The sequence below is a fragment of the Streptomyces pristinaespiralis genome, from assembly GCF_001278075.1.
GTDB classification, from domain to species: Bacteria; Actinomycetota; Actinomycetes; order Streptomycetales; family Streptomycetaceae; genus Streptomyces; species Streptomyces pristinaespiralis.
Genome location: NZ_CP011340.1, coordinates 5,565,758 through 5,587,090, shown reverse-complemented (window position 1 = coordinate 5,587,090; position 21,333 = coordinate 5,565,758). Strand labels below are relative to the sequence as shown.

19 protein-coding genes are annotated in these 21,333 nt (G+C 71.9%); 11 read left to right on the top strand and 8 right to left on the bottom strand.

Annotated features, from left to right (window positions below; translation table 11 throughout):
• Positions 1–14: 14 nt before the first annotated feature.
• Complete coding sequence (locus SPRI_RS23835) at positions 15–365, top strand: Rossmann-fold NAD(P)-binding domain-containing protein (protein WP_005317395.1); 351 nt, start codon at positions 15–17, stop codon at positions 363–365.
• Between the two features lie 350 nt (positions 366–715).
• Here SPRI_RS23835 and SPRI_RS23830 read toward each other — a convergent pair whose 3' ends face one another.
• From SPRI_RS23830 to SPRI_RS23820, 3 genes are read right to left on the bottom strand one after another with little or no spacing between them, the layout of a single operon-like run.
• Positions 716–1,546: a sugar phosphate isomerase/epimerase family protein gene (locus SPRI_RS23830; RefSeq protein WP_005317393.1), complete on the bottom strand. Its 831-nt coding sequence runs from the start codon at positions 1,544–1,546 to the stop codon at positions 716–718.
• On the bottom strand, positions 1,543–2,709 hold the full coding sequence (locus SPRI_RS23825) for a dihydrodipicolinate synthase family protein (protein WP_005317391.1): 1,167 nt from the start codon (positions 2,707–2,709) through the stop codon (positions 1,543–1,545). Before SPRI_RS23825 ends, SPRI_RS23830 begins: the two co-directional genes overlap by 4 nt.
• Positions 2,706–3,857 carry a Gfo/Idh/MocA family protein gene (locus tag SPRI_RS23820; protein WP_005317389.1) on the bottom strand — a complete coding sequence of 384 codons (1,152 nt, stop codon included), beginning with the start codon at positions 3,855–3,857 and terminating at the stop codon, positions 2,706–2,708. Before SPRI_RS23820 ends, SPRI_RS23825 begins: the two co-directional genes overlap by 4 nt.
• Before the next feature lie 139 nt (positions 3,858–3,996).
• On the opposite strand from SPRI_RS23820, the gene SPRI_RS23815 reads away from it, so the two are divergent.
• The 6 genes from SPRI_RS23815 (at position 3,997) to SPRI_RS23790 (ending at position 9,983) form a co-directional block, all read left to right on the top strand.
• Complete coding sequence (locus SPRI_RS23815; protein WP_053557274.1) at positions 3,997–5,067, top strand: LacI family DNA-binding transcriptional regulator; 1,071 nt, start codon at positions 3,997–3,999, stop codon at positions 5,065–5,067.
• 435 nt (positions 5,068–5,502) lie between these two features.
• Positions 5,503–5,949, top strand: coding sequence for a DUF7144 family membrane protein (locus SPRI_RS23810; RefSeq protein WP_005317383.1), 447 nt, complete (start codon positions 5,503–5,505; stop codon positions 5,947–5,949).
• 220 nt (positions 5,950–6,169) lie between these two features.
• A complete protein-coding gene (locus SPRI_RS23805; RefSeq protein ID WP_063805359.1) occupies positions 6,170–7,498 on the top strand; it encodes an ion channel protein in 1,329 nt (442 codons plus the stop codon).
• A 33-nt stretch (positions 7,499–7,531) separates the two neighbouring features.
• A complete protein-coding gene (locus SPRI_RS23800) occupies positions 7,532–8,467 on the top strand; it encodes a bifunctional helix-turn-helix transcriptional regulator/GNAT family N-acetyltransferase (RefSeq protein ID WP_005317376.1) in 936 nt (311 codons plus the stop codon).
• Complete coding sequence (locus SPRI_RS23795; RefSeq protein WP_037774619.1) at positions 8,464–9,249, top strand: sugar phosphate isomerase/epimerase family protein; 786 nt, start codon at positions 8,464–8,466, stop codon at positions 9,247–9,249. The genes SPRI_RS23800 and SPRI_RS23795 overlap by 4 nt, the downstream gene beginning before the upstream one ends.
• Before the next feature lie 125 nt (positions 9,250–9,374).
• Positions 9,375–9,983: a DUF6058 family natural product biosynthesis protein gene (locus tag SPRI_RS23790; protein WP_037774618.1), complete on the top strand. Its 609-nt coding sequence runs from the start codon at positions 9,375–9,377 to the stop codon at positions 9,981–9,983.
• Here the strand turns inward: SPRI_RS23790 and SPRI_RS23785 are convergent.
• Positions 9,964–10,278, bottom strand: a complete 315-nt coding sequence (locus SPRI_RS23785; protein ID WP_005317369.1) for a DUF1266 domain-containing protein — start codon at positions 10,276–10,278, stop codon at positions 9,964–9,966. The two genes, SPRI_RS23790 and SPRI_RS23785, sit on opposite strands and share 20 nt — an antisense overlap.
• Positions 10,279–10,287: 9 nt before the next feature.
• Complete coding sequence (locus SPRI_RS23780) at positions 10,288–11,196, bottom strand: EamA family transporter (RefSeq protein ID WP_037776794.1); 909 nt, start codon at positions 11,194–11,196, stop codon at positions 10,288–10,290.
• Between the two features lie 111 nt (positions 11,197–11,307).
• Here SPRI_RS23780 and SPRI_RS23775 point away from each other — a divergent pair, with 111 nt between their 5' ends.
• Together SPRI_RS23775 and SPRI_RS23770 are read left to right on the top strand one after the other, a co-directional pair.
• Positions 11,308–12,216, top strand: a complete 909-nt coding sequence (locus SPRI_RS23775) for a LysR family transcriptional regulator (protein WP_005317364.1) — start codon at positions 11,308–11,310, stop codon at positions 12,214–12,216.
• Positions 12,217–12,398: 182 nt separating this feature from the next.
• Entirely contained in the window at positions 12,399–14,225 is a 1,827-nt protein-coding gene (locus SPRI_RS23770; protein WP_005317361.1) for a glycoside hydrolase family 3 protein, read from the top strand.
• A 74-nt stretch (positions 14,226–14,299) separates the two neighbouring features.
• Here the strand turns inward: SPRI_RS23770 and SPRI_RS23765 are convergent, their stop codons facing one another.
• The 3 genes from SPRI_RS23765 to SPRI_RS23755 all read right to left on the bottom strand — a co-directional run bounded on the left by SPRI_RS23765 (position 14,300) and on the right by SPRI_RS23755 (position 20,196).
• Positions 14,300–15,733 carry a S28 family serine protease gene (locus SPRI_RS23765; protein WP_005317358.1) on the bottom strand — a complete coding sequence of 478 codons (1,434 nt, stop codon included), beginning with the start codon at positions 15,731–15,733 and terminating at the stop codon, positions 14,300–14,302.
• A 102-nt stretch (positions 15,734–15,835) separates the two neighbouring features.
• Entirely contained in the window at positions 15,836–16,249 is a 414-nt protein-coding gene (locus SPRI_RS23760; RefSeq protein ID WP_182327655.1) for a hypothetical protein, read from the bottom strand.
• Between the two features lie 185 nt (positions 16,250–16,434).
• On the bottom strand, positions 16,435–20,196 hold the full coding sequence (locus SPRI_RS23755; RefSeq protein ID WP_053557273.1) for an ABC transporter ATP-binding protein: 3,762 nt from the start codon (positions 20,194–20,196) through the stop codon (positions 16,435–16,437).
• A 211-nt stretch (positions 20,197–20,407) separates the two neighbouring features.
• Between SPRI_RS23755 and SPRI_RS23750 the strand changes: the two genes are divergently transcribed.
• Positions 20,408–20,905 carry a nuclear transport factor 2 family protein gene (locus SPRI_RS23750; protein WP_005317350.1) on the top strand — a complete coding sequence of 166 codons (498 nt, stop codon included), beginning with the start codon at positions 20,408–20,410 and terminating at the stop codon, positions 20,903–20,905.
• Between the two features lie 45 nt (positions 20,906–20,950).
• Complete coding sequence (locus tag SPRI_RS23745) at positions 20,951–21,310, top strand: hypothetical protein (protein ID WP_005317347.1); 360 nt, start codon at positions 20,951–20,953, stop codon at positions 21,308–21,310.
• The last annotated feature ends 23 nt before the right edge of the window (positions 21,311–21,333 follow it).

Sequence of the window (21,333 nt, the reverse complement as noted above, 5' to 3'; positions counted from 1 at the left end):
GGAAGACGGGACTTATGGAAAGCAAGTATTATGTCGAATTCCTTCGAGACCTTCTGAGTCTCGACGCAGCGGTGCGTACTGAGGCGAGCGACCGAGTTCAGGACTTCGTGAACCTGCTCTCCGACACCCAGGCCAGGGTGGTAGGGGACCTGATCGCCATGCTGGCCCCGTACGAGGAGTCCCGGGTAGCCCTGGAGGCGCTCCTGCACGCGCTAACCGATCTCGATGGCTGCGGGAAGCTCGACGGTGTCGATCTCTCACCTCTGGGGGAAATCCCGGAGTCCGCTATCCATGTGGAACACCGCGAGTACATGGAGGAATTCGCCCCCCGCATCGCGAGGGCGAATAACGGCCCGACAGAGTGAACGTGGGCTTCCGCAAACCTGAAGGTGCTGCGAGTGACGTATGAGCCTCGATCCACCGCATGACGGGTGCCCTGTGTAGAGGGACGAGGAGCGGGTGCCTGCCGACCTGACTCCATGAGGGCCGGGCCCTCTTCCCTGCACAGCCCGGCGGATTCTGGTTCCGGGTCCCATACGCGCTCGGAAAGGAGGCCTTCAATTTCGGTCTACGGCGGCCTTGGCGTGCACCATAAGCGCTCGCAGAGACGATCCGACTCGGCAGGACATCACCGAGTGGCTGCCCCTGGCCCTCGCGCTCCCGTAGCGGGCAACCGGGCCGGCCGAGCTTCGGTGTGCGGCCGGCACCCCGGTGGTCACCCTGCGCAGTCCACGAACCTCCCCGCCGTCTCCTCCAGAACCTCCACCCCGTCCCGCGCCCACAACCCGTCGTTGAACAGCTCCACCTCGATGAAGCCCGTCCAGCCGGCGGACTCCACCCGCTCGCGCCACTCGCGCATGTCGATCGCGCCGTCGCCGAGCTGGCCGCGGCCGTTGAGGACGCCGGCGGGCAGCGGGGTGGTCCAGTCGGCGAGTTGGAAGGAGTGGATGCGGCCCGTGGCTCCCGCGCGGGCGACCGCCGCCGGGGCCCGGTCGTCCCACCAGATGTGGTAGGTGTCCACGACCACGCCCACCTGGTCGGCCGGGAAGCGTTCCGCCAGGTCCAGGGCCTGGTCCAGCGTCGAGACCACGCAGCGGTCGGACGCGAACATCGGGTGGAGCGGCTCGATCGCGAGGCGGACTCCGCGTTCGGCCGCGTAGGGGGCCAGCACGGACAGCGCGTCCGCGATGCGTTCCCGAGCCGCCACCAGGTCGCGGCTGCCCACCGGCAGGCCGCCCGAGACCATCACCAGCGTGTCCGTGCCCAGCGTCGCCGCCTCGTCGATCGCGGCGCGGTTGTCCTCCAGCGCACGGGCCCGGTCACCCTCGTCGGTCGCGGTGAGGAAGCCGCCCCGGCACAGGGACGTGACCGAAAGGCCCGCGTCCCGCACGAGCTTCGCCGTCGCGTCGAGGCCGTACTCCGCGACCGGTTCGCGCCACAGGCCCACGGCCGGGACGCCGAGCCGGACGCACGCCTCGGTCAGCTCCGGCAGGGCCAGCTGCTTGACCGTCATCTGGTTGATGCTGAAGCGCGAAAGAGGATTCACCGCGGAACTCCGTAGACGTCGAGCAGGGACCTCATCCGGGCCTCCGCGAGGACCGGGTCGGGGAACAGGCCCAGCCCGTCGGCCAGTTCGTACGCGCGGGCCAGATGCGGCAGCGAGCGCGCCGACTGGAGGCCGCCCACCATCGAGAAGTGCGACTGGTGGCCGGCCAGCCAGGCCAGCAGCACCACGCCGGTCTTGTAGAAGCGCGTCGGTGGCTGGAACAGGTGGCGGGACAGCTCGACCGTGGGGTCGAGCAGCTTGCGGAAGCCCGCCGTGTCACCCGTGTCCAGGACGCGTACGGCCTCCGCCGCCAGCGGGCCCAGCGGGTCGAAGATGCCGAGCAGGGCGTGGCTGAATCGTCCTCCCGCCGTCGGCTCCTCGCCCGCGATCAGCTCGGGGTAGTTGAAGTCGTCGCCGGTGTAGCAGCGCACGCCCCGCGGCAGGCGCCGGCGCAGCTCCACCTCCCGCCGCGCGTCCAGCAGCGAGACCTTGATGCCGTCGACCTTGTCGGGGTGGGCCGCGATGGCCTCGAGGAACGTCTCCGTGGCCACGTCCAGGTCGGGCGAGCCCCAGTAGCCCTCCAGCGCCGGGTCGAACATCGGGCCGAGCCAGTGGAGGATCACCGGCTCCGACGCCTGGCGCAGCAGATGGCCGTAGACGTCCAGGTAGTCCTCGGCGGACGTCGCCGCCGCGGCCAGCGCCCGGGAGGCCATCAGGATCGCCTGCGCGCCGGTGGACTCGACGAGGGCGAGCTGCTCCTCGTAGGCGGAGCGTACCGACGCGAGCGACGCCGGCCCGGTCAGCTGGTCGGTGCCGACACCGCAGGCGATCCTGCCGCCGACCGCTTTCGCCTCGGCCGCCGAGCGCCGGATCAGCTCCGACGCGCCCGCCCAGTCGAGACCCATCCCCCGCTGCGCGGTGTCCATGGCCTCCGCCACGCCCAGCCCGTGCGACCACAGGTGGCGGCGGAAGGCGAGCGTGGCGTCCCAGTCGACGGCGGCGGGAGAGTCGGGGCTGATGTCGGCGTACGGGTCGGCGACGACATGGGCGGCGGAGAAGACCGTACGGGAGGTGAGCGGAGCCGAGGCCGTGAAGCTCAGCGGCTCGGTGCGCGGCTCGTACGCGGTCGAGGAGCCGTCGGCCCGCGGGAGTCGGATCGTCACAGCGACAGCTCCGGCACCTCGAGCCGCCGGCCCTCCGCCGACGACCGCAGTCCGAGCTCGGCGAGCTGCACGCCGCGCGCGCCGGCCATCAGGTCCCAGTGGTACGGCTCGTCGAGGACCACGTGGCGCAGGAACAGCTCCCACTGGGCCTTGAAGCCGTTGTCGAAGTCGGTGTTGTCCGGGACCTCCTGCCACTGGTCGCGGAACGACTCGGTGACCGGCAGGTCGGGGTTCCACACCGGCTTGGGCGTGGCGGAGCGGTGCTGTGCCCGGCAGTTGCGCAGACCCGCGACCGCCGAGCCGTGCGTGCCGTCGACCTGGAACTCGACGAGTTCGTCGCGGTTGACCCGTACCGTCCAGGACGAGTTGATCTGGGCGATCGCGCCGCCCTCGAGCTGGAAGGTGCCGTACGCCGCGTCGTCGGCGGTCGCCGCGTAGGGCTTGCCCTGCTCGTCCCAGCGCTGCGGGACGTGGGTGGCGACCTGCGCGCTGACGGAGGTGACGCGGCCGAACAGCTCGTGCAGCACGTACTCCCAGTGCGGGAACATGTCGACGGTGATGCCGCCGCCGTCCTCGCTGCGGTAGTTCCAGCTGGGGCGCTGCGCCTCCTGCCAGTCGCCCTCGAAGACCCAGTAGCCGAACTCGCCGCGCACGGACAGGATCTGCCCGAAGAAGCCGCCGTCGATCAGGCGCTTCAGCTTCAGCAGTCCCGGCAGGAAGATCTTGTCCTGTACGACGCCGTGCTTGATGCCCTTGTCCTGTGCGACGCGGGCGAGCTCCAGCGCGCCTGCCAGGTCGGTGGCGGTCGGCTTCTCGGTGTAGAGGTGCTTTCCGGCCGCGATCGCCTTCTTCAGCGCGCCGACGCGGGCGGAGGTGACCTGGGCGTCGAAGTAGATGTCGATGCTCTCGTCGGCGAGGACGGCGTCGAGGTCGGTCGAGACCTCGGTGATTCCGTGCCGCTCCGCGATCTCGCGCAGTGCGTGCTCGCGACGGCCGACGAGTACCGGCTCCGGCCAGAGCACGTCGCCGCCGCCGAGGTCGAGACCGCCCTGCTCACGGATCGCCAGGATGGAGCGCACCAGGTGCTGGCGGTAGCCCATCCGCCCTGTGACGCCGTTCATGGCGATCCGCACTGTCCTGCGTGTCACGAAGTGCCTCCATCTTTCATCTCGGTTCTTCCGAGTTCCCTCGATATGAGCGTAGCAAGCGCTTTCTACGCGATATGAAGCTAGCCTGCCGACAGCGGCCTGGACAAGGGGGCCGCCCCATCTCCCGCGGAGGAAAGCGATGACAGTCACCCTGGCGGATGTGGCGGCCCGCGCCCGGGTGTCCCCGGCGACCGTCTCCCGCGTACTGAACGGCAACTATCCGGTCGCCGCGTCGACGCGGGAGCGCGTGCTGCGAGCGGTGGACGAGCTCGACTACGTCCTCAACGGCCCGGCGAGCTCACTCGCCGCCGCCACGTCCGACCTCGTCGGCATCCTCGTCAACGACATCGCCGACCCCTTCTTCGGGATCATGGCCGGAGCGGCGCAGACGGAGATCGGCGGGCAGGAGGGAACGGGCCGGGCGGGCGGCGAGAAGCTCGCCGTGGTCTGCAACACCGGCGGTTCGCCCGAGCGCGAACTGACGTATCTCACCCTGCTCCAGCGCCAGCGCGCCGCCGCCGTGATCCTCACCGGCGGCGCCCTGGAGGACCCCGACCACATCGCCGCCATGACGGCGAAGCTCAACAGGCTCGCGGACGCCGGGACCACGGTCGTGCTGTGCGGCCGCCCGCCGCTGCCCGGCAGCGACGCCGTCGTCGCCTCGCTCGCCTTCGACAACCGCGGCGGCGGACGGCGGCTCACCGAGCACCTCCTCACGCTCGGTCACCGCCGCATCGGCTACGTCGCCGGACCCGTGGAACGCACCACGACCCGCCACCGGCTGGAAGGCCACCGCGCGGCGATGGCCGCGGCCGGGCTCGGCGGGGACGCGGCGGAGCAGGAACGGCTCACGGTGCACGGCCCCTACGACCGCCGGTCCGGCTACGACGCCACCCTCGAACTGCTGCGCAGGGACCCGGACCTGACGGCCGTCGTCGCCGCGAACGACACCGTCGCACTGGGCGCGTGCGCGGCGCTGCGGGACCAGGGCCTGCGGATTCCGCACGACATCTCGGTCGCGGGCTTCGACGACCTGCCGTTCTCCGTGGACGCGGTGCCCGCGCTCACGACCGTCCGGCTCCCGCTCTTCGAGGCGGGGGCCCGCGCCGGCCGGCTGGCGATGGGCAACGAGGCGCCGCCGCCGGGGGGCATCGCCTCGATCGCGGCGGAACTGATGGCCCGCGACTCGACGGCGCCACCGCGGGCGTGACGCGGTCGCGGGGCGCGGGACGGCCTCGCGGGCGCCTTCGTAGGCGCTACGGGCGGGACGAGGCGTGCCGGTGACCGGCCCGCCGTGCCCGGTCCGGGCGGGACGGCAGCGTCTTGGTCGTGCCCGGCGCGGGCGGGACAACAGCGCCCCGGCCGGCCCGTGCGGGGCCCTGCTCGGTCGCCCCGGGCGGAGGGGCATGCACGACGAGACCGCGTCCGCAACGCAGCCACGCGACACGGGCGCGCGGGGCGACGAGGAGACCCGCGGGGCGACAGGGAGCCCGGACGGGCTGCCGCGCCGGTGCGGGCCGTCGCGTCCCTCCTGGCAGGCGCCGAGCGCCCGCTACCGCTTCACCCGAACGGCCCACACCCGCTCGCCGCTCCTCAGGCACGGCCACAGGCTGAGGTTCCTGCTTCCGAGGGATGGAGAACGGGCATGACCAGCAGCACCCGAAGCACCGGGACCGCGCACGCGGGACGCGCCTCCTCCGCGTGGGCCACCGGCGGAACGATCTTCGCCGGTGTCCTGTTGCTGATGGAAGGCATCCTCAACATCCTCTCCGGAATCGCCGCGATCGCGGAGGACGACGTCTACACCCGCGTCGGCGACTACGTCTTCAAGTTCAACCTCACCACTTGGGGCTGGATCCACCTGATCCTGGGCATCGTGGTGGCCGTCACCGGCTGGGGCATCCTGCGGGGTGCGGCCTGGGCGCGGGGCCTCGGTGTCGGGGTGGCCGCGCTGGTCGTCGTCCTCCAGTTCATGTGGCTGCCGTACCAGCCGGTCTGGGCCGTGGTGTCCATCGCGATCGGCCTGTTCGTCATCTGGGCGCTGTGCACCGATCAGGGCCGCAGGTCTCAGGACGGCACGTCCGCGCACTGAGCCGCCACCGACGACTGTCACTGGTCGGCGCACGGCGCGCCCGGTCGCGAACACCCGGGCGGTGTCGGCCCTCGTGCGGGCCCTGCTGCCGACCCGCCCATGAACCGGTCGCCGCATCCACGGCGAGGCTCCGGGGGCCGGCACGCCGTGTGCGCACCGGCCCCCTCCGTCGTACGCGGCCCGGGCGGGGCCTCCCGTCCCGGGTCACGGGGAAGGAACCATGACGCGCGAAGCATCCCCGGGGCCTTCCGCGGCCGGCCCTTCCGAGACCGGTGTCCGGACGTCGGCTGCCCGCGTCCTCCTGCCCCTGGTCCTGCCGGCGCTGCTCATCGGGGTCGTGTCCAGCCTCGTGCTGATCGGCGTGAGCGACGCCGCGGAACAGCTCCAGCACTGGTTGTGGGACACCCTCCCCGGGTGGTGGGGCGTCTCGGGCAGGTCGGCCGGCTGGACCCTCGCCGTGCTCACCGCGGCCGGTCTCGCCACGGGCCTGCTCGTCTGGAGGTTCCCCGGCCGCACCGGTCCCGACCCGGCGACGCGCGGTCTGGTCGACCCGCCACTGCCGGTGCGGATCCTGCCCGGCCTGCTGCTCGCCGTCGTCGTCACCCTGGCCGGCGGGGTGAGCCTCGGACCGGAGAACCCGATCACGTCGATCAACATCGCGCTCGCCTGCGCGCTGGGCATGAGGGCGGCGCCCCGTACCCCCACCGCCGTCTGGGTCTCGCTCGCGGCAGCGGGTACCGTCGGCGCGCTGTTCGGCACGCCGGTCGCTGCCGCCCTCATCCTCTCCGAGATCCAGGCCGGGCCCGATCCGCGGCCCCTGTGGGACCGGCTCTTCGCGCCGCTCGTGGCCGCCGGAGCGGGAGCGCTGACGACGGTGCTGCTCGCGGAGCCGATGCTGAGCGTCCAGGTCGACCCGTACCGCGGCCCGAGGACGATCGACGCGGTGTCCGCCATGGCCGTGGCCACCGCCGCGGCCGTCGTCGCGATGGCCGCCGTGTACGCCTTCCCGCACGTCCACCGCCTGTTCCACCGGCTGGGGCACCCCGTGCTGATGCTGACCGCCGGCGGTCTGGTGCTGGGCGCGCTGGGCGCGCTCGGCGGGCAGCTGACCCTGTTCAAGGGCCTGGAGCAGATGCGGGAGCTGACCGCCCACCCGGAGGACCACACGGCGGCCGGTCTCGCGCTGCTCGCGCTGGTGAAGCTGGCCGCGCTCGTCGTCGCCGCCTCGTGCGGCTTCCAGGGCGGCCGGATCTTTCCCGCCGTGTTCGTGGGCGTGGCCCTCGGGATGCTCGCCCACGCCCTCGTCGACGCGGTGCCGATGGCTCTGGCGACGGGGGCCGCCGTCCTCGGTGTGCTGGTGGCCGTCACCCGCCAGGGCTGGCTGAGCCTCTTCATGGCCGCCGCCCTGGTCGCCGACCCGCGCCTGCTGCCGCTGCTGTGTATGGCGATCCTTCCGGCATGGCTGATCGTCACCGGGCGCCCCGAGATGCAGATCCGCGACACGGAGGAGCAGGCAGGGACCTTGCCCGGGCACGCCGGGCGGGCTTAGCGTTGACTGAGTCAAAGCTGACCCGGAGCGATCATGCCGATACAAGAGATCCGCGCGTTCAACCGCTTCTACACCAACCTCATCGGCGCGCTCGACTACGGGAAGCATCTGTACACGCCGTACACGCTCACCGAGTCCCGTGTCCTGTACGAGCTCGCCCACAGCGCCCGGACCGACGCCGCCGACCTGCGGGGCGAGCTGTCGATCGACGCCGGGTACCTGAGCCGGCTGCTCGCGAAGTTCGAGCGCGACGGGCTCGTCGCCCGCGCCCCCTCCGAGCGTGATCCACGCCGCCAGCGGATCACGCTCACCGACCGCGGCAGGAAGGCCGCCGCGCTGCTCGACGAACGGTCCCGGCAAGCCGTCGGCGCGCTGGTCGTCGACATGCCGGAGCGGGACAGGGACAGGCTCGCGGAGGCGCTGGGCACCGTACGGGAGCTGCTGTCGCAGGTCAGGCCCGGCTCCGCCGCCGAGCCCGTCCTGCGGGATCCCGCCCCCGGCGACCTGGGGTGGATCGTCCAGCGGCACGGCGCACTCTACGCCGCCGAGTACGGGTGGGACGCGGGCTTCGAGGGCCTGGTGGCCCGGATCGTCGCCGACTTCGCGCCGGAGCACGACCCCCGCCTCGAGCGTGTGTGGATCGCCGAGCTGGACGGGCGACCGGTCGGCTCGGTGATGTGCGTACGCGACGACGAGCCCGACACCGCCCGGCTGCGGCTGCTGCTGGTCGAGCCCGAGGCGCGCGGGCACGGCCTCGGCGACCGGCTGGTGCGCACCGCCGTGGATTTCGCGCGCGATGCCGGGTACCGGGACATGGTGTTGTGGACCAACGACGTACTGACCGCGGCCCGCCGGATCTACCGGCGTGCCGGGTTCACGCTCGTCGCCGAGAAGCCGCACCGCTCGTACGGAGCGGACCTGGTCGGCCAGGACTGGCGGCTCTCACTGGAGGAAGGAACGGATCGATGAAGTTCGCCTTCTCGACCCTCGGCGTGCCGGGCAGGCCGCTGACGGAGGTGGCACGGCTCGCCGCCGACAGCGGATACCAGGGCGTGGAGCTTCGCGCCCATCCGGAGGAGCCCGTGCACCCGGGCATCGGCACGACCGAACGGGCGGAGGCGGTCAGGGAGTTCGAGCGCGCGGGCGTCGAGATCCTCACCGTCGCCGGGTACGCGCGGATCGCCGCGGCGGGTGACGACAAGCCGGTGATCAAGGAGATGGAGGATCTCAGCCGGCTCGCCAAGGACCTCGGGGCGCCGTTCGTCCGGGTGTTCCCCGGCGGCGGGGACCAGGACCCGGAGCGGGCCGACGCGATCGCCGCCCGCAGGCTCGGTGCCGCCGTGGAGACCGCCGCCGACCTCGGTGTGCGGATCCTGCTGGAGACGCACGACTCGCACCGTACGGGCGCCGACGTCACCCGGGTGCTGGGCCTGGTCGGCCACAAGCACGCCGGGGCACTGTGGGACGTGATGCACCCGTGGCTGGGCGGCGAGCGGCCGGCGGCGACGCACGCGGCGCTGAGCCCCTTCCTCGGGTACGTCCAGGTCAAGGACGTGGCCTCGCGCGAGGACCTGACGCCGTTGCCGCTGGGGCAGGGCGCGCTGCCGCTCGGGGAGTGCCTCGCGCTCACGGACCCGGACGGATGGGTGTGCTGGGAGTACGAGAAGCGGTGGTATCCGACCGCCGCGGAGCTGCCGGGCCTGCTCACGGCGGGCCGGGAACATCTGCTCTCACTGATCCGAACGGCGTGACGGAGCGGCGTTATCCGACGGCGTGATCGGAGCGGCGTGATCGGAGCGGCCGGGAACGGTTCGGCGGGCGCCGAACCGTTCCCCTTCTAGCGTGCACGGGACCGACTCACGAAGGAGCGACTCCCATGTACGAGCGAGAGATCGCCGCCCGGTTCCGCGAGGTCAACGGCGACCATCCGATGTCGCCCGCCGACGACGCCTACGTGACCGCGCAGTTCGCCGTGCTGGACGACCTGTGCCCGGTCTCCGGCCACGACCCCGGCGCCGTACGGCTGATGATGCTGGCCGGGCTGCTGCCGCTGCCCGGCTATCTGCGTTCCGACGGCGCCGAGATGGTCCCGAAGGACCTCTTCGCACCGGCACAGGCGGCCGGCGGTCCGGAGAAGCTCGAGGCCTGGTTCGTCGCGCACTGGGCCGATCCGGTGGCCGGACGCCAGGAGTGGGAGGCGTACCTGAGCGGCCGCTACGTGTGCCTGCACTCCGTCACCCCGGCGACGATCCAGCGCAAGGAGCGGCTGACCGCCGAGATCACCGCGGCACCGTACGACCCGGACGCCGGCTCGCCCCGGTGGTCGGCGAGGCTGCACGCCGCCATCGACGAACTGGACGCCCTGGAGCCGGCGTTCACTCCCTACGACCGGCTCCGCTTCGGCGGTCCGACCTCCCGGGACCTCTGCATCGACGCGATGCGCGCCCGCTACCCGCGTGACCCGGCTACTGCCAGGGAACGGTGAGCCAGGGGCTTTCCGGATCGGTGGTGAGCGTCTTGTGGATGTCGAGGACCTCCGTGTACCAGGGGCCGAATTCCTCCTCGTCGAAGTGGAGGCAGCGGCCGATGGCATACCCGGCTCCGAAGTCCTCCCAGGACCGGTAGACCCTCGCACTCACCTCACCGGCGCGGACCACGGCGCGTTCGGCCTTCGCCGGATCGCAGTACCGGGCGGCCAGGCCCCAGCGCGCCATGTCGGCCGCCCGGCCGTGGTCCCACGAGAGGACGGACCTCCCCCGTCGGCCGATCGGAAGGATCACCCTGGAAGGTCAGGTACGAGCGGACGTCAGCGGTTCTCGGCGCTGCGTGCCCGGCCGCGCCCTTCGGCGGCCGGGCAGGGACGTCAGCGCGACGCCGCCGACCAGCAGGGCCGCCGCGCACCAGCGCAGCGGGCCGACCGGTTCGCCGAGGAAGAGGTACGCGGAGGACATCCCGAAGACGGGGACGAGGAGGGAGAACGGGGCCACGGAGGAGGCCGGGTGGCGGCGGAGCAGCAGCCCCCAGGCGCCGAAGCCGAAGATCGTGGTGACCCAGGCGACGTAGAGGACGACTCCGACGCCCGTCCAGTCCAGGGAGCGCAGCGCGGCCAGGTCACGGTCGGCTCCTTCCAGGAGGAGGGAGAGGCCGAGCAGGGGCAGGACGGGAACGGTGCTGACCCACACCATGAAGTTCAGCGCGTCGGGCGGCGCGGCCTTGCGGGTCAGGACGTTGGAGACGCCCCAGCAGGCGGCCGCGGCGACGACCAGGAGGAACCCGGACAGCGGGCCGGAGGCACCCTCGTCGACGGCGGCGACCGCGATGCCCGCCAGGGCCACGGCCATCCCGGCGACCCGTACCCGTCCCGGCCGTTCACCGAGCGCGGCGAAGGCGAAGACGGCCGTGAACACCGCCTGGACCTGGAGGACCAGGGACGAGAGGCCGGCGGGTGCGCCCAGGTCCATGCCCGTGAACAGCAGCCCGAACTTGGCGACTCCCAGGACCAGACCGACCGCGACGATCCACTTCCAGGCGACCTTCGGCCGGCCGACGAAGAAGACCGCGGGGAGCGCCGCGGCCAGGAACCGCAGAGCGGAGAAGAGCAGCGGCGGGAAATGGTCGAGGCCGACCTCGATGACGACGAAGTTGACTCCCCAGACGGCGGCGACCAGTGCGGCGAGGGCGATGTGGGCGGGGCGCATGACACGGAGCATCCCGCCACAGGACCATGTAGCACCAGCGCGGATTTCTTCATGGTTGGATGAAGCACTGCTGATGATTGCCGTCGATGAGAACGTGAGCGGGGAGAGACCATGCTCGACCTCGGCCGGCTGCGCGCGCTGCACGCCGTCTCCGTCCACGGCACAGTGGGCGCCGCGGCGGCCGCGCTCGGCTACACGCCGTCCGCGGTCTCCCAGCAGATCGCCAAACTGGAGCGGGAGACCCGCACCACGCTCCTCGAGCGCGAGGGCAGGGGCGTCCGGCTGACCGACGAGGCCAGGCAACTCGCATCGACGGCGCAGCAGTTGCTCTCCCTGGTCGAGGAGGCCGAGGTGCGCCTCGAGGAGCGTCGCGGCGAGCCGGCCGGGCGGCTCTCGATCGCCTGTTTCGCCAGCGCCTCCCGCGGACTGATGCCGTACGTCCTCGCCGACCTCGCCCGCCGCCATCCCGATCTGGACGCCCGTCTTCACGAGGTGGACCCGCACCTGTCCGTCGATCTAGTCGCCCGCGGCGCGATCGACCTGGCCGTGGCGCACGACTGGGACATCGCCCCGCTGCCGACCCCGCAGGGCGTCGAGCAGGCGGTCATCGGCGACGACATGTGCGACGTGCTGGTCCCGGCCGGCCACGCCCTGGCCGCCGCCGACTCCGTGCGGCGCGAGGACCTCAAGGACGAGCGCTGGATCACCCAGCCGCCCGGCACGGTCTGCCACGACTGGCTGCTGCGGACCTTGCGGGCGGCCGGGTGCGAGCCGCTGATCGCCCATCAGGCCGAGGAGAACCACACGCAGGTGGCCCTGGTGGCCGCCGGGCTCGGCATCGCGCTGGTGCCCCGGCTCGGCCGTGGGGTGCTGCCGCCCGAGGTCGTGGCCGTACGGCTGGCGCCGGTGCCGACGCGACGACTGCACGCCCTGTGGCGCACGGGGGCGGCGAGACGGCCCGCGATCACCGAGACGGTGCGGACACTGCAGAAGCTGTGGCTGGAGGTCTCCGCGCGCTGACGGCGCCCGCCGGGGCGGGTGGCGCCGGCGCGGGCCGTCGCCGCCGGTCCGGTGACGGTTGTGCGCGGGGCCTTGACCTGGCAGTTAGTTTCCGGGTATCCGTGTCACCTTGGCAGTTTCCTTCAACTCCCCTTGTGCAACACCCATGTCGAGCATGTCGAGCAAGGCCGGAAGGAGCACCAGTGCACGACCGGAACCTCTCCAGACGCACTCTTCTCACCGCGACCGCCGTCGCCGCGGGCGCCGTCGCCACGACCGCGCTACCCGCCCTCGCGGCACCCACGGCCGTTTCCAGCGGCACCAAGGACCGGCTCAAGCGGCTCATCTCGAGGATGAGCATCGAGGAGAAGGTCGGCCAGCTCTTCGTGATGCGGGTCTACGGGCACTCCGCCACCGACCCCGACCAGGCCGACATCGACCTCAACCTCGAAGAGATGGGCGTGCGCAACGCCGCCGAGCTCATCGCCGAGTACCACGTCGGCGGGATCATCTACTTCGCGTGGGCGCACAACACCCGTGATCCGGAGCAGATCGCCGGCCTGTCCAACGGCATCCAGCGGGCCGCGCTCGACCAGCGGAACCCGGTACCGCTGCTCATCTCGACCGACCAGGAGCACGGCATCGTCGCCCGCGTCGGCAAGCCGGCGACGCTGATGCCGGGGGCGATGGCCCTCGGCGCCGGCGGATCCGCGTCCGCCGCCCGCAGGGCGGCGCAGATCGCGGGCGGCGAGCTCGCCGCGATGGGCATCGTCCAGAACTACGCCCCCGTCGCCGATGTGAACATCAACCCCGCCAACCCGGTCATCGGCGTGCGGTCCTTCGGCGCCGATCCGGCCGCGGTCGCCCGGATGGTCGCCGCGCAGGTCAAGGGCTACCAGAGCGCGGGCATCGCGGCGACGTCGAAGCACTTCCCCGGACACGGCGACACCACCGTCGACAGCCACACCGGCATCCCGGTGATCACCCACACCCGCCAGGAGTGGGAGGAGATCGACGCACCGCCGTTCAGGGCCGCCATCGCCGCCGGCATCGACTCGATCATGACGGCGCACATCCAGTTCCCGGCGCTGGACGCCAGCAACGACCCGGCGACGCTGTCCCGGCCCATCCTCACCGGCATCCTCCGCGAGGAGCTGGGCTACGACGGCGTGGTGGTCACGGACGCACTCAACATGGAGGGCGTACGGGAGAAGTACGGCGACCACAGGGTGCCGGTGCTCGCCCTGCTCGCCGGCGTGGACCAGCTGCTCAACCCGCCGGACCTGGCGGTCGCCTGGAACGGCGTGCTGGACGCGGTCAGGAGCGGCGAGATCACGGAGGACAGGCTCGACGAATCGATCCTGCGGATCTTCCTGCTCAAGGAGAAGCTCGGCCTCTTCCGCGACCCGTTCGTCCCCCAGCGGGAGGTGGGGCGCAGGGTGGGCACCCCGGCGCATCTCGCCGCCGCCGACCGGATCGCCGAGCGGACCACCACCCTGCTCACCAACCCGGACGGGCTGCTGCCGCTCAGCCGCCGCAGTCACCGCGAGGTCCTGGTCGTCGGCGCCGATCCGGCGTCGCCCAGCGGCACCACGGGGCCGCCGACGGCCGTACTCGCCGCCGCCTTCGGCGAGGTGGGCTTCACGGCCACGGCCCTGTCGACCGGTACCGCCCCCAGCAGCGCGAAGATCACGGAGGCGGTCGCCGCGGCGCAGGGCAAGGACGTGGTCGTCGTCGGCACGTACAACGTCTCCGCGACCAGCTCCCAGCGCACGCTCGTGGCCCGGCTGGTGGCGACCGGTGTGCCCGTGGTCGCGCTCGCCATCCGCAATCCGTACGACATCGCCAGGCTCGACGGGGTCGCGGCCGCCCTGGCGGCCTACTCGTGGACCGATGTCGAAATGCGGGCCGCGGTACGGGTGATCGCGGGCCACGCCGACCCACGGGGCCGTCTTCCGGTGCCGGTGCAACGGGCCGACGACCCGTCACAGGTGCTGTTCCCGGTCGGCCACGGGCTGTCGTACCCGTAGCCGCGGACCGCACGGGAAGGGGCCGTGCCCGCAGCCGGTGAAGGCTGCGGGCACGGCCCCCGTGCCGCTCCCGGTCACGGGCGCAGCATCGGCTCGCGCTCGAGGTCGCGCTTGTCGAGCTTCGCGTCGGCCTTGGCCAGCGGCCTGGCCTTCGCCGGGTCCTCCTGGACCGCGGCCGGTGCGACGCCCGCCCAGCGCAGGATCGCGGCTGTGGCCTCCGCCCGCTCGTCCGCCACCAGACCGGCGACGTTCGCACCGTGGTTGGCGCCCGGCGCGGTGTAAACGTGACTGTCGCGGGTGCCCTTGCCGACCCGGAACGGCTCGGCGCCCCACGGGTCGTTCTCGCCGTAGACGAACATCATCCGGTCGGCGTTGTGCCGCACCCAGGTGTCGACGTCCTTCATCACCCACGGCTTGAAGCGCATGGAGATGTCGCGCGGCACGAAGTTCCGCGGCGGCTGGTAGCCGTAGCGGCTGAGGCCGTCCAGGTGGGGCTGCGTGATGTCGGGCGAACCGAGCTCGGTGCCCGCCTGGTAGTAGTACGGCGTGTAGGTGGCGAGCACCTGGTCGGCGTAGAACGAGAAACCGGAGATGGCGTCGACGGTGTCGAAGATCTCCTGGTCGGACGCGGTGGCCGCGGCCGGGATCGCCTCGCAGTCGGACACGTGGCTGTACTGCCAGAACGCCCACACGAAGTCGAGGACGACGGCCTCGTACGCCTTGTCCAGGCTGCCGACGGTGTCGAACGTGTAGCCGCCGTCCGCCGCGTACTTCGCGTACATCGCCTCGAGCGGCTCCCGGCGCACCAGGGCCTCGCGCTGGACCGCGTTCAGCTTGTCGCGGCACTCCTCGGTGCCGACGTTCTCGAGGAACCGGTCGTACGCCCGGTCCTCGTTGTTCACGACGTCGTTGGGCGCGACGTACGCGACGACGCCGTCCATGTCGTTCGGGTAGTGGCGCTCGTAGTAGGTGGCGGTCATGCCGCCCTTGGAGCCGCCCGTCGAGAGCCAGTTCTTGTCGTAGATCTTCTTCAGCGCCTTGAAGACCCGGTGCTGGTCGCTCGCGGCCTGCCAGATGTCCAGCTTGGACCAGTCGGCGGGCGCGGGGCGCGACGGCGTGAAGTAGCGGTACTCCAGGGAGACCTGGTTACCGTCGATGATGGCCGTCGGCTCGCTGCGGCGCGGCGTGGTGGAGACGTTGTAGCCGGAGGTGAAGAAGACGGTGGGGCGGCTGGTGTCCTTGTGCAGCAAGGTGATCCGCTGCTTGAACGTGCCGCGCCACGGGTGCCGGTGGTCGACCGGCTGCGTGTAGTTGAGGACGAAGAAACGGTAACCCGGGTACGGCTTCTCCTCGATGAGACTCATTCCCGGGACCGACAGAATCCGGTCCTTGATGTCCGTGCCGGTCGCCGGCTCTGCGGCGGTGGCCGCACCCGCCGTCACGCCGGCCGCGCTCACGGTGCCTATGAGCACCACGAGCGACAGCAGCCATCTGAGCGCCTTGCGCATTCACCCTCCCCTGGAGATCTCCCCTTGAGATCAAGCGGTCGCGGGTGAACCTAGCGGTGGCAACACAGGCCCCGCCAGACCCGGTTGAGCCTTACCGGCGCATCAGCACAGAATCCACCCGGTGGAACGCGAGGTCCCGGAGACCGAACCGGTGGCGCGTACACAGCGGTTGAGGGCGTGCACGGTGACGGGCCCGGCCTGCCGGGTGAACCTCCCGCTGTCCGTGGCCGCGCGTCCGCCCCGCGGCTGGAGGGAGACCGACATGGACCGCCGGGCGCCGGGGCGCTTGGCGAGGGTGACGGCGCAGGCGTAGTCGCCGCGTTCGTAGACGCGCAGTTCGCCGGTCGGGAAGGTGACGGTCTTGGCCAGCCGGCCCGGGCAGGGCGCCGCCGCGTCGGCCTGCTGGACGCCCGGCGCGGCGACGGTGAGAGCCGTGACCGCCGTGACCACGGCGAGCACCCGCCCCACGACGCGGCCCGGCCGTCCCCTGCCTCTGATCCCCGCCCGACCGAACACGTTTGCTCCCCACTGCCACTGCTCCGTACTTGCGTACGACGCGCGGCATCGTGGATCGGTTGCGCCCGTTACAGGCCGCTACGGGCTGCTACCGGCGGGCGGCCTACGTGTGGCGCCGTCGGCGGGGTCCACGGGCGGCCGGCGGTGCGGCGCCGCCGGCGGGGCCCGGCCGGCCGGCGCCGGCGTCACACCGTCGCGGGCTCGTCCTCCCCTATGTCCTCCGTGCCCTCGCCGACGAACGTGCGCCACAGGGCGGCGTAGCGGCCGTCCAGGGCGAGCAGTTCGTCGTGGGTGCCGTCCTCCGCGACCCGGCCGTGGTCCATCACGACCACGCGGTCCGCGCGGGCGGCGGTGGTCAGCCGGTGGGCGACGACGAGGGTCGTGCGCCGGCCGGTCAGCCGGTCCGTCGCCTGGTTCACCTGCGCCTCCGTCGCCAGGTCGAGCGCGGCCGTCGCCTCGTCGAGCAACAGCACGTCCGGGTCGACGAGTTCGGCGCGGGCGAGCGCGATCAGCTGACGCTGCCCCGCGGAGAGGTTGCGGCCCCGCTCGGAGACCTCGTGCAGGTAGCCGCCGTCGAGGGTGGCGATCATGTCGTGCGCGCCGACCGCACGCGCGGCCGCCTCCACCTCGGCGTCGCTCGCGCCGGGGCGGCCGTAGGCGATGGCGTCACGGACGGTGCCGGAGAAGAGGTACGCCTCCTGCGGGACGACGCCGAGGCGGTGCCGGTACGCGGTCAGGTCCAGCTCGCGCACGTCCTTGCCGTCGACGGTGACCCGGCCGCCCGTGGGGTCGTAGAAGCGTGCCACGAGCTTGACCAGCGTCGACTTGCCGGCGCCCGTCTCGCCCACGAAGGCGACGGTCTGCCCGGCCGGGATACGCAGATCGACGCCGGTGAGCGCCTCCTCGTCGTCCCCGTAGGCGAACGACACGTCCTCGAAGCCGATGTCGCCGCGCAGCGCCCGCACCGGGTGCGGCTCGGACGGCACGACGGTCGAGGCAGGCTCACGCAGCAGCTCCTGCACACGGCGCAGCGAGACCGCCGCCTGCTGGTAGCCGTCGAAGACCTGCGAGAGCTGCTGCACCGGCGCGAAGAACAGGTCGATGTAGAGCAGGTAGGCGACCAGCGCACCCGTAGTGAGGGTGCCCGCCTCGATCCGGCCGGCGCCCACGATCAGGACGGCGGCGGTGGCCACCGACGACAGCAGCTGCACGAACGGGAAGTAGATCGAGATCAGCCACTGGCCGCGGACCCGGGCCTGGCGGTAGCTGTCGCTGCGGGCCGCGAAGGCTTCCCGGCCGGTGCGCTCCCGGCGGAACGCCTGCACGATCCGCAGTCCGGCGACGGACTCCTGGAGGTCGGCGTTGACGACGCTGATGCGTTCGCGGGCCAGTTCGTACGCCTTGACGCTCTGCTTGCGGAAGAAGTACGTGCCGACGATCAGGACCGGCAGCGTCGCGAAGACGACCAGGGCGAGTTCCACGTCGATGACGACGAGGGCGACCATGATGCCGAAGAAGGTGACGACCGAGACGAACGCGGTGACCAGGCCCGTCTGGAGAAACGTGGACAGCGCGTCCACGTCCGTCGTCATCCGCGTCATGATGCGGCCGGTGAGCTCACGCTCGTAGTAGTCGAGACCGAGGCGCTGGAGCTGCGCGAAGATCTTCAGACGGAGCGAGTAGAGCACCCGCTCACCGGTGCGGCCCGTCATCCGGGTCTCGCCGATCTGCGCCGCCCACTGGACCAGCACGGTCGCCAGCGCGAGCAGCGAGGCCGCCCACACGGCGCCGAGCGCCACCTGCTCGACTCCCTCGTCGATGCCGTGCCGGATCAGTATCGGCAGCAGCAGGCCCATGCCGGCGTCGACGGCGACCAGACCGAGGCTGACCAGCAGCGGCAGCCCGAACCCGCTCAGCACGCCCCGCAGCCTGCCGCCCTCGCCGGCGGCCGCGCCCGAGGGCTCCGGGCGGGTGGCGCGCTCCTCGTCGATGTCGGGGGTGTCGGTGGCCGGCGGCAGCGCCTCCACCTGGGCCAGCAGCTCGGGTGTCGCGCCCGGCTCCTCCTTCGCCTCCTCCGCGTTCTCGTCCCGCACCCACAGCCGCGGCGTGATGCCGCGCTCCACGTCGAACTCGGCGTCGAGCTCGTCGCGTACGGTGCGGTCCTCGTCCGGTTCCAAGGCCGGCTGCCGGACGATGTGGCCGGGCGAGACGCCGCCCAGCTCGTCCGGGTCGGTCAGCAGCCGCCGGTACAGCGCGCAGCGCTGCTCCAGCTCCTGGTGCGTGCCGATGTCGGCGAGCCGGCCGCCGTCGAGCACGGCGATGCGGTCGGCGAGGTTCAGCGTGGAACGGCGGTGGGCGATCAGCAGCGTCGTACGCCCCGCCATGACGTGCTTGAGCGCTTCGTGGATCTCGTGCTCGACGCGGGCGTCGACGGCCGAGGTGGCGTCGTCGAGGAGCAGCAGCCGGGGGTCCGTGAGGATGGCGCGGGCGAGCGCGATGCGCTGGCGCTGGCCGCCGGAGAGGGTGAGGCCGTGCTCGCCGACCTTGGTGTCGTAGCCCTCGGGGAGCTCGGCGATGAAACCGTCCGCCTGGGCGGCGCGGGCCGCGTTCTCGATCTCCTCCTGGGTGGCTTCCGGGTGCCCGTACGCGATGTTGGCCCGGACGGTGTCCGAGAAGAGGAAGCTGTCCTCCGGTACGAGGCCGATGGCCGCCCGAAGCGAGTCGAACGTCAGCTCCCGTACATCGTGGCCGCCGACCAGTACGGCGCCGCGGGTGGCGTCGTAGAAGCGGGGAAGCAGCAGCGAGACGGTGGACTTGCCACTGCCTGACGAGCCGACGACGGCCACGGTCTCGCCGGCGGCGATCTCCAGCGAGAACCCGTCGAGGACCGGCTTGCCCTCCGCGTACTCGAAGCTCACGTCGTCGAACTCGACGGTGGCCGGGGCGTCGGCCGGCAGCTCCTTCGTTCCGTCCTTGATGCCGGGCCGCGTGTCGATCAGGTCGAAGACCCGCTCCACACCGGCCCTGGCCTGCTGGGCGACGGTCAGCACCATGGCCAGCATCCGCACCGGGCCCACGAGCTGCGCGAGGTACGCGGAGAAGGCGACGAACGTACCGAGCGTGATGTCGCCCTTCGTGGCCAGCCAGCCGCCCAGCGCCAGCATGGCGACCTGCCCGAGGGCCGGGACGGACTGCAGCGCGGGCGTGTACTTCGAGTTCAGCCGGATGGTGCGCATCCGCCCCGCGAAGAGCTTCCTGCTCACCTCCCGCAGCTTCTGCGTCTCCTGCTCCTCCTGCCCGAAGCCCTTGACGACGCGCACACCGCTGACGGCCCCGTCGACCACTCCTGCGACGGCCGCCGCCTGGCTCTGCGCGTACCAGGTGGCCGGGTGCAGCCGGGTACGGCTGCGCTTGGCGATGAACCACAGGGCGGGGGCGACGGCGAGCGCGATCAGGGTCAGCGGGAGCGACAGCCACGCCATGACGACGAGGGAGATGCCGAACAGCACGAAGTTCCCGATGGTCATCGGGAGCATGAAGAGCAGCCCCTGGATCAGCTGCAGGTCACTGGTGGCCCGGCCGACGACCTGCCCGGTGGACAGCTCGTCCTGCCGCCGCCCGTCGAGGCGGGTGATCGTCCCGTACATGTCGGTGCGCAGGTCGTGCTGCACATCGAGGGCGAGCCGCCCGCCGTAGTAGCGCCGGATGTACGTCATGACGTAGACGGCGAGGGCGGCGGCGATCAGCAGCCCGGTCCAGGTGTTCAGCGAGCGTGTCTGCGCCGTGATCACATCGTCGATGACGACCTTGATGATCAACGGTACGAGCGCCATGACGGCCATGCCGCCCAGCGACGAGCCGAGAGCGAGCACGACGTTGAGCCGGTACCGCCATGCGTACCCGGACAACCGCCGTGCCCACCCTTGCGCTGCTGGTGCCGCCGCCACGTGATGCCTCCCCGTCGATACCGCTGCGGGCCCTCGTACCTGATCCTCGGATCCGGTCGCGGGCCTGATCTTCCGGAATGCACCAACGCGGCGGCCGACGGATTTCATCCCTCCACGGCCCGTCCGCGTCAAAGACCGGTCCCTGGTCCTAGGACCGGGCCCGCACGCCGACCTTGACCTCAAGCACGCTTGACGTACCAGGCTCGCCGGCATGGACATGGACATCGACATCCACACGGACACCGCCGTCGGCATCGAAGAGATGCGGCGCGAGCTGCGTGCCCTGACCGACCGGGCCGAGATCGCGGATCTGCTGGACCGGTATCTGCGGTCCCTGGACGAGGGGCCGCTCGACGAGGAGTGGGCCCGTGCCTTCCACACCGAGGACGTCACCGCCGAGATGCCTGTCGGCACGGTCAGCGGGCGGGACGCCCTCCTGGCGACCGTCCGGCGGGCGATGGGCCTCTTCGAGAGAACCGTGCACCTGGGGAGCAACACGGTGATCGAGCTCGACGGTGACCGCGCCACGGCCCGGGGCGCCCAGCTGAGCACTCACGTCCTGGCGGACGGCTCCGAAGAGGTCTTCGTCTCCGCCGGACACACGGAGTCCGAGCTCGTCAGGACCCCGGCCGGCTGGCGCATCTCGGCGACCGCACTGCGTGTGGCCTGGACACAGGGCACACCGCCCGATCTGGCGTCCCAGGGCTGAGACCACCCGGCGCCCGTTGTCGGTGGCGGGCGCTACCGTCCGCACATGACGATCAGGCCCACGGCCGCGTGGCGGGCGGAAGCAGCGCGGCACGCCGACAGCGGCACGCCGTACACACCGCAACTGCTGGCCGCGACGGACTCCGTCCTCGGCGCCTACGAGGCGGAAGCGGCCGATCTCGGTGGGACCGCGAGTGACGAGGCGGTCCTCGCGGCGGTGCGGCGTGTCGTCCTCGCGCTGAACGACATCGACGCTGAGCACGGCGCGTACTGCACGATCGAGCGCGAGGACCTGTGCGAGTACATCGACACCGTCCTCTCCGAGCGCGGCGTGGACGTCGTCGCGCTGGCCGCACGCCACGGGATGGACGGCGACGACATCGCGGGCGAATGGCGGGATTGGTGAGCCGTCGCGGCGCCTGTCACGCG

Coding starts and splice junctions, on each gene's coding strand:
- SPRI_RS23835 (WP_005317395.1), top strand. CDS start 15: ATGGAAAGCAAGTATTATGTCGAATTCCTTCGAGACCTTCTGAGTCTC.
- SPRI_RS23815 (WP_053557274.1), top strand. CDS start 3,997: ATGACAGTCACCCTGGCGGATGTGGCGGCCCGCGCCCGGGTGTCCCCG.
- SPRI_RS23810 (WP_005317383.1), top strand. CDS start 5,503: ATGACCAGCAGCACCCGAAGCACCGGGACCGCGCACGCGGGACGCGCC.
- SPRI_RS23805 (WP_063805359.1), top strand. CDS start 6,170: ATGACGCGCGAAGCATCCCCGGGGCCTTCCGCGGCCGGCCCTTCCGAG.
- SPRI_RS23800 (WP_005317376.1), top strand. CDS start 7,532: ATGCCGATACAAGAGATCCGCGCGTTCAACCGCTTCTACACCAACCTC.
- SPRI_RS23795 (WP_037774619.1), top strand. CDS start 8,464: ATGAAGTTCGCCTTCTCGACCCTCGGCGTGCCGGGCAGGCCGCTGACG.
- SPRI_RS23790 (WP_037774618.1), top strand. CDS start 9,375: ATGTACGAGCGAGAGATCGCCGCCCGGTTCCGCGAGGTCAACGGCGAC.
- SPRI_RS23780 (WP_037776794.1), bottom strand. CDS start 11,196: ATGCGCCCCGCCCACATCGCCCTCGCCGCACTGGTCGCCGCCGTCTGG.
- SPRI_RS23775 (WP_005317364.1), top strand. CDS start 11,308: ATGCTCGACCTCGGCCGGCTGCGCGCGCTGCACGCCGTCTCCGTCCAC.
- SPRI_RS23765 (WP_005317358.1), bottom strand. CDS start 15,733: ATGCGCAAGGCGCTCAGATGGCTGCTGTCGCTCGTGGTGCTCATAGGC.
- SPRI_RS23750 (WP_005317350.1), top strand. CDS start 20,408: ATGGACATGGACATCGACATCCACACGGACACCGCCGTCGGCATCGAA.
- SPRI_RS23745 (WP_005317347.1), top strand. CDS start 20,951: ATGACGATCAGGCCCACGGCCGCGTGGCGGGCGGAAGCAGCGCGGCAC.